Annotated in this window: 4 protein-coding genes; all 4 read left to right on the plus strand. The window is 42.8% G+C overall.

Annotated elements, in window-relative coordinates; genetic code table 11:
* Positions 1 to 97: 97 nt before the first annotated feature.
* A complete protein-coding gene (locus tag RIB93_RS28955; protein ID WP_446378190.1) occupies positions 98 to 2386 on the plus strand; it encodes a TOMM precursor leader peptide-binding protein in 2289 nt (762 codons plus the stop codon).
* A gap of 56 nt (positions 2387 to 2442) precedes the next feature.
* Positions 2443 to 3540 carry an amidohydrolase family protein gene (locus tag RIB93_RS28960; protein WP_446378192.1) on the plus strand — a complete coding sequence of 366 codons (1098 nt, stop codon included), beginning with the start codon at positions 2443 to 2445 and terminating at the stop codon, positions 3538 to 3540.
* Between the two features lie 251 nt (positions 3541 to 3791).
* The gene (locus RIB93_RS28965; protein ID WP_446378194.1) at positions 3792 to 4352 is read left to right on the plus strand and encodes a hypothetical protein; all 561 of its coding nucleotides are present in this window, start codon (positions 3792 to 3794) and stop codon (positions 4350 to 4352) included.
* 136 nt (positions 4353 to 4488) lie between these two features.
* Positions 4489 to 9960, plus strand: a complete 5472-nt coding sequence (locus RIB93_RS28970; protein WP_446378196.1) for an ATP-binding sensor histidine kinase — start codon at positions 4489 to 4491, stop codon at positions 9958 to 9960.
* The last annotated feature ends 510 nt before the right edge of the window (positions 9961 to 10470 follow it).

Here is a 10470-nt window from a genome sequence, read left to right on the forward strand (position 1 = left end):
CAGTTAATGGGTAAACATGTCGAATCATGAGCGTTCATGGTGCGGATTTGTAGGTTCCTATCCAAGTACGGACGAGTCACAGTTATCTTTAATAAATATGCTGAATAAGCCCAGATTTAAACAGTGCTTTCAGGTGGAAATGGTCGAACCAGAAACAGTATTTTTGTTATCAGAGCGAGGTTCGATTCAACTCAATCGTCATCTCTATCAACAATTAGTCCCGTTAATCGATGGGCATCATACGGTTGAGGAAATTATTGATAAAATTCTCCAGCATCTATCGGCGGAAACTATTTCGTTTCAAGAGATGCTCAATACTAGCGTCATGGCGCGACATGCCTTGATGCAGATGGAACAGAAGGGGTATATTATTGAAAATGAGTCTCTATTGCCCGATAATTTAGCCGTCTTCTGTGAGATGCTAAATGTCGATATTCAGCAGGCTTACCAGCGATTACAAACGATAAAAGTAGCCGTAAAACGTTTTGGTTCTCTGTCTACTGATGAGTTCCTATCGACTCTGGCATCGCTACAGATTCAAGTAGCGGATCAGGGAGATATTGATGTTGTCTTAACCGATGATTACTTGCATGTCGATTTAGACGCATTCAATCAAAATGCCTTACAATCTCAACGTCCCTGGATGCTAGTTAAACCCGTGGGAACAGTGATTTGGCTCGGACCGATTATTGAGCCAGGAAAAACGGGTTGCTGGCACTGTTTAGCGCAACGCTTGCGGGATAACAGACCGATAGAACGCTTTATCCAAAACCAGCAGAACTGTTCTACACCGATACCGATTCCTTTAACCTCTTTTCCAGCTAGCGTCCAAACGGCTTGGGGAATGGCTGCAACGGAACTCTTTAAATGGATTGTTCAGGGCGAAAATCAACGGTTAACCGGGGTTCTGGTTACTCACGATACCTTATCTTTAGACACCCGAAATCATCGTTTAGTGAAGCGTCCGCAATGTCCCCATTGTGGATTGAATCAGAGGTTAAACCGAAACCCTTTACCGATTATTCTGGGACACCGGAAGAAGCGTTTTACCACCGATGGCGGACATCGTTATTGTTCACCGGAAGAAACCCTGAAAACTTATCACCATCACCTGAGTCCGATTACAGGTGTTGTGCGAGAATTGACTCGGTTAGAGACAGGGGTCAATCATTTAACTCATACTTATCTCGCCAAGCATCATTTTGCCACACTGTTTGATGATCTCAACACCTTACGCCAAAATCTTGGGGGTCGTAGTGCGGGAAAAGGTCGCACCGATGCTCAAGCGAAAGCCAGTGGGTTTTGTGAGGCGATTGAACGCTATTCTGGGGTGTTTCAGGGGGACGAAATTCGAGAAACAGGGAGTTATCAAACCCTAGGCGATCGCGCGATTCATCCGAATACCTGTATGAATTTTAGCCCTAGTCAATATGAAACTCGTCAGGAGTGGAATGATAACTGTACGGGGTGGTTTCAAAAGGTTCCCGAACCCTTTGATGAGGAACGAGAGCGAGAATGGACGCCAGTTTGGTCGTTAACGGAGCAAACGTTTAAGTATCTGCCGACAGCTTATTGTTATTATGGCTATCCCCAAGCCAAAAAAGCAGATTGTTGGGCAGATTCTAATGGGTGTGCGGCGGGAAATACGCTGGAAGAAGCTATTCTGCAAGGGTTTATGGAATTGGTGGAACGGGATAGTGTGGCGTTATGGTGGTATAACCGGATTCAACGCCCCAAGGTGGATTTAGAGAGTTTTGATGACCCCTATTTTTATCAGTTAAACGAGTATTACCAAAGCCTGCATCGGGAACTCTGGGTGCTGGATATTACCAGTGATTTGAATATTCCTGTATTTGCGGCGATTAGTCGGCGGTGCGATCGCGCGGTGGAAGATATCGTTTTGGGGTACGGCGCTCATTTTGACCCGAAAATTGCTATCCAACGGGCGTTGACGGAGGTGAATCAGATTCTCCCTTCGGTGTTAAGGGCAAATGCTGATGGCAGTACATTGTATAATCCTGGGGCTGATCCGATGGCGCTGGACTGGTGGAAAATGGCAACGGTGGCGAATCAGCCCTATTTAGTTGCGGATGAGACTATGGCGGTAAAGGTACAGTCAGATTATCCGCAAGTGTGGAGTGATGACCTCAAAGATGATGTGATTCGCTGTCAGCAACTTGTCGAGAACCGGGGGATGGAACTGCTGGTGCTGGATCAGACTCGTCCCGATATTGGACTCAAGGTTGTCAAGGCGATCGTTCCCGGAATGCGCCACTTCTGGAAACGGCTGGGTTCGGGGCGGTTATATCAGGTTCCCGTAGAATTAGGGTGGCTGACAGCGCCGCTTCCGGAAAATCAACTGAATCCATTCCCGATGTGGATGTAAATACGCCTCAAACCCTGACAAATGACCAATGACAAATGACCAATAACGAATAACCCATGCTCAACGGCTATCCAATCATTGATGCAGACTCCCACATTTACGAACCCAGTTCAATGTGGCAAAACTACCTTGAACCTGCATTTAAACGCTTTGCGCCCTCACCGGAGATGAAAATTCAGGGGGAAGAGATTGTCGAGAAACTCTCGGATCAGGTGCGCCAGGTGGGAAATCAGCAAGTGATGCAGGCTCATCCCCAATCGTTATTGAGTGATTTTGATCCGGAGTCTCATGTTCAAGCTATGGTGCAAATGGGGATTGATGTGGCGTTTATCTATCCCACTTACGGATTGTGGCTATTAGCCATAGATAAGATGGAGCCGCCATTGGCTGGGGCATTTACCCGTGCTTATAATAATTGGTTACGAGACTTTTGCAGTTATGACCCCCAACGGCTCAGAGGCGTGGGAGCGATTAATCTCCATGATCCCCAAGACATGGTGTCAGAATTGCAGCGGATTGCCGCATTTGGCTGGAGGGCGGTTTATTTGCGCCCTAACCCGATTAAAGGGCGGCTGTTAAGTGATCCCGATTATGAGCCGTTTTGGACAATGTGTGAGGAATTGGGGATCGCAGTAGGCATTCATGAAGCCACTCACGGACGCTTACCCACGACTGGATCAGATCGATTTTATACCCGTTTTGCCCTGCACGCCTGTTCTCATCCGATGGAACAGATGATGGCGCTGTTGGCGCTGATTGAAGGAGGGGTGTTAGAACGCCATCCTCGGCTGAGGGTGGGGTTTCTGGAGTCGGGTTGTGGTTGGTTACCCTATTGGTTATGGCGACTGGATCAAGAGTATGAGGAGTTAGGGTGGGAGGTGAAAGAGACAGTTAAAATCAAGCCTTCGGAGTATTTCCGTCGCCAGTGCTTTATTGAGATAGAGCCGTCTGAACCGTATCTAGGTGAAATTATCAAATTTATCGGTTGTCAGTCCTTGATTTTTGGCTCTGACTATCCCCATATTGATCACAAGCCGGATATTGTAGAAAGAGCGGTGGGGCTGGAGGCTCAATTGGGTGAGGAAACAGTGCGAAAGATTCTCTGGGAAAATCCGGTGCGTTTCTATGGACTGGTTGGTGCAACTGATGGGTAATTGCTAGGGCATCGGTCAAGAAACCCGGTTTCTGGGAATACTTGGGAATATGACTATAAGTTTGAAGTAATGTATCGAAATATTGCAATAGCTGCGGCTATAGTAAATAATGTTTTATCTCAAACTAATTTTCAGTTGGTCTGGAATGCTCATGCCAGGGGATTACTCAAATTTATAAGTGTTCCTTGGCACAAATGATTGAATTCCAGTCAAAAATAGGCAATAATAAATAGACGTGGAGGAAATAACGAATGGCAGAATGGACAGCACAACAGCTAAGAGGGTGGCATAATCATAAAACAAGCTGTGATAAAAAAGTTCAACAATCAAAAAAACATGTCCAGAACTACGAGTCATTTGTCCATCAGTGGTTAAAGCAATCTAAACTCCTTTCTCAGCTTATTGCTAGCGCCTGGTTAGAGGGAGAGAAAGCGACGCAGATTCGAGAAATATTCACAAGTTTCTCCACAGGACACGACGATTCTGAGTTGAGAGCATTGTTGACAGGACAAAAGCCCAATCTGTGGGATACATGCATTTTTGATCCTGATGAAATTCAAATCTATCGCTTTGAAGTCAGTTGGGAGACATTTGATGGCAAGGTAATCGATAATCACCAAGCTGTTTTAGACCAAAAGCCTCCTTATTTCACGATAGTTTTGCCGTTCCCACCACGACCAGCATTGAGTGAATTCACCGTAACTCTTGATCAGATCCAAAGTTGGGTAAACGCCCCCATACAAGAGGATGGAAATGGTTTAATTGAAAACCCCTTTCCCCCCTATCCTTATATACCGACAACAAGTTCATAATTTAATCAGCATTGTCGTTCAGTCCAAATTGCATTTGTATTGCAACTTTTAATGTTCAGGGTTCATTCTAGATCAGGTAGAAATGAACCCTGTTGTTTTTTCTTATGGATTGTTACTGATTTAGGAAAATTAAACCATGACTTCTGTTGCTAACTATCAGCTTCTCGCCAAAATTGACGAAAGCCTTCATTCTTTAGTCTATCAGGCTATTTTTCGACACAATCATCAACCTATTATTCTAAAAATTCTGAAAAACGACTATCCTAGTCTGACCGAAATAACCAAATATAAGCAGGAATATGAAATCACTCAAGCCTTAAATGTAGAGGGTGTGATTAAGGCGTATGACCTGCAAAGATATCAGAATAGCTTGGTTATTTTATTTGAAGACTTTGGCGGAAAATCCTTAAATCTATTAAAAGGGCAATTTAACCTAGAAGAATTACTGACAATTTTTATGAAAATTACGGATAGCTTAGGTGCTATTCATACTGCTAATATTATTCATAAGGACATTAACCCATCGAATATTGTCTATAACCCAAAAACTGGACAACTGAAACTCATCGATTTTGGGATTTCGTCTCTTTTATCGCGGGAAAATCCAACCATTCGGAATCCCGATCACCTAGAAGGAACGTTAGCCTATATTTCCCCAGAGCAAACAGGTAGAATGAATCGAGTGATTGATTATCGAACTGATTTTTATTCTCTGGGGGTTACGTTCTATGAACTTCTCACTCACCAACTTCCTTTTGCAACCACTGATGCAATGGAGTTGGTGCATTGTCATCTTGCCAAACAACCGATTCCACCTCATCTCTTGAGAGGGAAATCAGAAGATAATGTAGAGACGAGCCATAACACTTATGTGCCGAAGCCAGTTTCAGATATTGTCATGAAACTCATGGCAAAAACAGCAGAAGACCGCTATCAAAGTGCTTGGGGACTCAAAGCCGATTTAGAAACTTGCTTGCATCAATTACGAACGAGCGGTCATATTTGTAAATTTCCTCTAGGTCAGCAAGATGTTTCAGATCAATTTCAAATTCCGCAAAAACTTTATGGAAGAGAGGAAGAGGTTGCCCAACTTTTAGATACCTTTGAGCGTGTGAGTCAAGGCGCGAATGAAATCATTCTGGTGGCGGGTTATTCAGGTATCGGTAAGTCAGTGTTAGTGAATGAAGTGCAAAAGCCGATTGTCCGACAGCGAGGTTATTTTATTTCCGGTAAATTTGACCAATTTAAACGCAATATTCCTTATGCTTCCCTAACTCAAGCTTTTCAGGAGTTAATTCAGCAGCTTTTGACCGAACCTGAAGCAAAACTGCAAAATTGGAAACAGAAGCTGTTAGCTGCCCTTGGCAGTAATGGTCAAATTATTATTGATGTTATTCCTGAAGTCGAGCGGATTATTGGCATACAGCCTCCAGTTCCTCAGTTGGGTTCAGTGGAGTCTCAAAATCGATTTAACTTAGTGTTTCAAAAATTTATTAGTGTTTTTACCACTCAGGAACATCCCCTGGTTATCTTCCTAGATGATCTTCAGTGGGCGGATACGGCTTCATTAAAGTTGATTAAGTTACTAATGAATAATAGCGATAGCCATTATCTGTTAATGATAGGAGCCTATCGAGATAACGAGGTTAATGCAACCCATCCTTTAATTCAAACCCTAGAGCAGATACAGGACACTGGGGATCAGGTGAGTACGATTAATCTTCAGCCCTTGGATATTAACCACGTCAATCAATTAGTTTCCGATACGCTCAACTATTCAAGAGAAGATTCAAGGCTATTAGCTGACTTGCTCTTCAACAAAACCAACGGGAATCCTTTCTTTATAACTCAATTATTTCAGTCACTATACACAGAAAAATTATTGTCATTTAACGTCAATGTGAGCCGTTGGCAGTGGGATCTTGAGCAAATTCGATTAGTCGAAATAACGGACAATGTAGTTGACTTAATGGTTGGTAAGCTAGAAAAATTAGACAGTCAGACGCAAACTATATTAAAGTTAGCTGCTTGTATTGGAAACCGATTTAACTTGGACGTTCTCTCGGTTGTCAATGCCACATCTTTATCAGAAACAGCCACTCAGCTATGGTCAGCCCTAGAAGCCGGATTGATTGTGCCTCTAAGTGGCGATTACAAAACTCCCCTGCTTTGGCACTCCGAGGTGGAATCAAAGATTAACTCAGATATATGGCAATCTTTTATTCAAAATGAGTCATACGCGATCAGGTACAAATTTTTACATGACCGAGTACAGCAAGCTGCTTATGCGTTAATTCCCGGAGAGATAAAAAAAGAAATTCACATAAAAATCGGTCGCTTGCTCTGGAAGAATACCAAGTCAGATGAACTGGAAGAAACTATTTTTGATATTGTTAATCAGTTAAATATCGGTGCTGAGTTAATTAGTGAACAGACAGAAAAATATGAATTAGCTCAATTAAATTTAAGGACTGGCAAAAAAGCAAAAATAGCAACAGCTTATGAAGTAGCTGTTAAGTATTTAACCAGGGCGATTGAATTATTGGCGATAGATAGCTGGCAAGAGCAATATAATTTGACTCTATCTATCCATGTAGAACTTGTCGAATCTCACTATTTAAGCGCTAACTTTGAAGAAGCAGAAAGGCTTTTTGCCGTTGTCCTCCAACAGGCTAAAACTCTCCTTGATAAAATTAAAGTGTATGAGTTGAAGATTCAATCTGATCGATCAAAACTTGAGCTACAGTCAGCAATCGAGACGGCATTGTCTGTTCTGGAGATGCTAGGAATTAACCTTCCTCACACACCAAGTCAACGTAGGATTGAACAAGAACAAAAATCTATAAAATTATTTTTGAGCGATAAATCAATTCAAGATTTAACAAATTTACCAGAAATGACCGATCCCTATCAACTCTCAGCGATACGAATATTACTCAATATTGCCTCTCCTACTTATATTACTAATCCTCAACTGTTTATTTTGGTTGTATTGAGTTTAATCAATCTCTGTCTCCAACATGGAAATTCAGGTCTATCGGCTGGAGGCTATGTACTCTATGGTGTATATTTATGCAGCGTTGTAGAAGACATTGATTCTGGATATCAATTTGGTCAATTGTCTTTAAGCCTGTTAAATAAGTTTGATGCTCGTCAATTAAAAGCCCTTGTTTTTCATAATTTTAATTCGATGATTAGACATTGGAAAGATGACGTAAAAAACACAATAGAGCCGTTGCGGGAAGGATTTAATGACGGAATTGAAAATGGAGACTTAGAATATGGCTGTTATGCTTCTATAAATTATTGCATTCATCTGTTTTTCGCTGGACATAACTTAAAATTCACAAATAAAGAATCAGCCGTTTATGCTGATACAGCAATCAAATATAAACAATATTACTCTGCCTACTATATAAATATATGTAGACAAATAATATTAAATTTAATCAATCAATCCGCCAATCCACTTATAGTATCAGGCGATGCATTTAATCAAAAAGAAAGTTTGCCTGTTTTAATTCAAACTAAAAACGATTGTACATTATTATTTTTCTATTTTGCTCAATCCTTTGTTTGCTACTTACTTAAAGACTATGGTGAAGCTTTGGCTAATTACCGTCTAGGGAAAAAGTATGAGAAATCAGCGGCGGCATTTATGTTTGTGACTCAGCAAAACTTTTATGGTTCTCTCTCACTGATGGCTCTGTATCCTCAAGCCACAAAACAGGATAAGTCTAACTTCTCGAAAAAAGTAGCATCAAATCAGAAACGGATGAAAAAATGGGCGCACTACGCGCCAAGCAATTATCAAAATAAATATGAACTTGTTGAAGCTGAACGAGCGCGGGTTTTGGGTCAACAAATCCCAGCCATGGAACATTATGATTCCGCGATTCGTGGGGCTAGGGAACAAGGATTCATCCATGAAGAAGCCATCGCTTATGAACGGGCGGCGGAGTTCTATTTCTCCCTAAGTAGAGACGAAATCGGTCAACTCTACCTGAAAAACGCCCACCATTGCTACACGCGCTGGGGTGCTAAAGCTAAAGTCAAAGCCTTGGAAGCAGAATATCCGCAAATTTTAGTTGGTGGAACCCATCGAACTGAGGGTAAAGGGATTAGCACCCGAATCTCTACATCGGGGGGTAATGCTCAAGCTTTGGATTTGTCAACGGTGATGAAAGCTTCGCAAACCCTCACCAGTGAAATTCTGCTGGATAAGGTACTGGCGAAACTGATGAATATTGCCATAGAGAATGCAGGCGCACAAAAAGGCTTTCTAATTTTACAATCCCAAATTGAGCCAGAGACTGAGCCAGGGAAATGGGTAATTGAAGCCGAAGGTATCGTGGATTCAGAAGCCGTTAATATTTTGCGATCGCGTCCTGTAGATACGGTCGATCCTGACACCCAATTGCCCCTGCTGTCAACCGCTATCATCAACTACGTCATCCACACCAAGGAGAATATTGTCCTCAATGACGCCACCCATGAAGGACAATTTACCCGCGATTCCTATATCGTCACCACTCACCCCAAATCCATCCTCTGCACCCCCCTCCTCAATCAAGGCAAACTGACAGGTATTATTTACTTAGAAAATAACCTCGCCACCGACGCCTTTACACCCGAACGAGTCGAAACCTTAAAAATTCTATCCGCCCAAGCCGCTATCTCTATCGAAAATTCCCGCCTTTACCAACAACTCGAAGCCTACAGCCGCAATCTAGAAATTAAAGTTGATGAAAGAACCCAGGAACTCCAAGACAAAAATCAGGAACTCTCCGTCACCCTGAAAAAACTCAAAGCCACCCAAGACCAAATTATCGCCCAACAGAAACTTGCCTCCCTCGGTGCATTAACCGCCGGGATTGCCCATGAAATTAAAAATCCCTTAAACTTTGTGAATAACTTCGCCGAACTGTCGGCTGAGTTAACTGAAGAACTCTTAGAAGAACTCGATAGTCAAAAAGAACGATTAGACCCGGAAAGCACCGAATACATCGAAGAAATTCTCAGTGACTTAGGGCAAAACGTGAAAAAAATCAACGAACATGGCAAACGTGCCGACAATATTGTGCGCGGGATGCTGATGCATTCACGGGGTCAAGGGAACGAACGCCAACTCACTGATATCAACACACTTCTAGGAGAATATGTTAATCTGGCATATCACGGGATGCGTGCCAAAGACTCCTCATTTAACATTACCATTGAAACCCACTATGACCCCACGATTGGTCAAATTAATATTGTGCCGCAGAATATCAGTCGCGTCTTTCTCAATGTGATCAATAATGCCTGTTATGCAGCCCATGACAAGAAAAAAGCCATTGGTGCAGACTTTACTCCCACACTCTCCGTGACGACTAAAAATCTAGGCGATACCCTTGAAATTCGGATTCGAGATAATGGCAATGGCATCCCGGCGGACATTCGAGATAAAATATTCAACCCATTCTTTACCACCAAACCCACAGGTCAAGGAACAGGTTTGGGATTATCCATTAGTCACGATATCATTGTGGGAGAGCATCAAGGGGAGATTCAGGTAGCAACCGAAATTGGGACATATACCGAGTTTAAGCTTATTTTGCCGCGATAATAGTAGCCAGGGCGCGTCTATCATGGCGCGTCTTGAACAGTGTACTGTAGGGGCGACCCGCTGTACATTAGTGTCAACTTAAGCTCAACCCCTCACCCACGCCAGCCCTCACCCCCAGCCCCTCTCCCAAGCTTGGGAGAGGGGAGCAAGAGGGGAGCAAGAGAGTCCGGTTCCCCTTCTCCCGTGCCAAAAAAGCGAAGCATCCGCTGGCTTCCCCCATGGAACAAAAAGCGAAGCATCCGCTGGCTTCCCCGTGCCAAAAAAGCGAAGCATCCACTGGCTGCCCCCTTTCTAAGGGGGACGGGAGGGGAATCTCCAAAGGGATGAGGGGGAAAATTCAGAACAGTTTATGTCATTCCAGATGAATTGATAGAAAAAAATGATGAAAGTAATGGTAGTCGATCATGAAAAAGAGTTTTTGTTGTTGTTGCGACATCGATTTAGAAAAAAGATTAGACAAGCCAAGATTGAAATTCACATTGACTTTTCAACAAATGAAGCACTCTACAA

Origin of the sequence: Coleofasciculus sp. D1-CHI-01 (assembly GCF_040218875.1) — a bacterium.
GTDB lineage: Bacteria > Cyanobacteriota > Cyanobacteriia > Cyanobacteriales > Coleofasciculaceae > Coleofasciculus.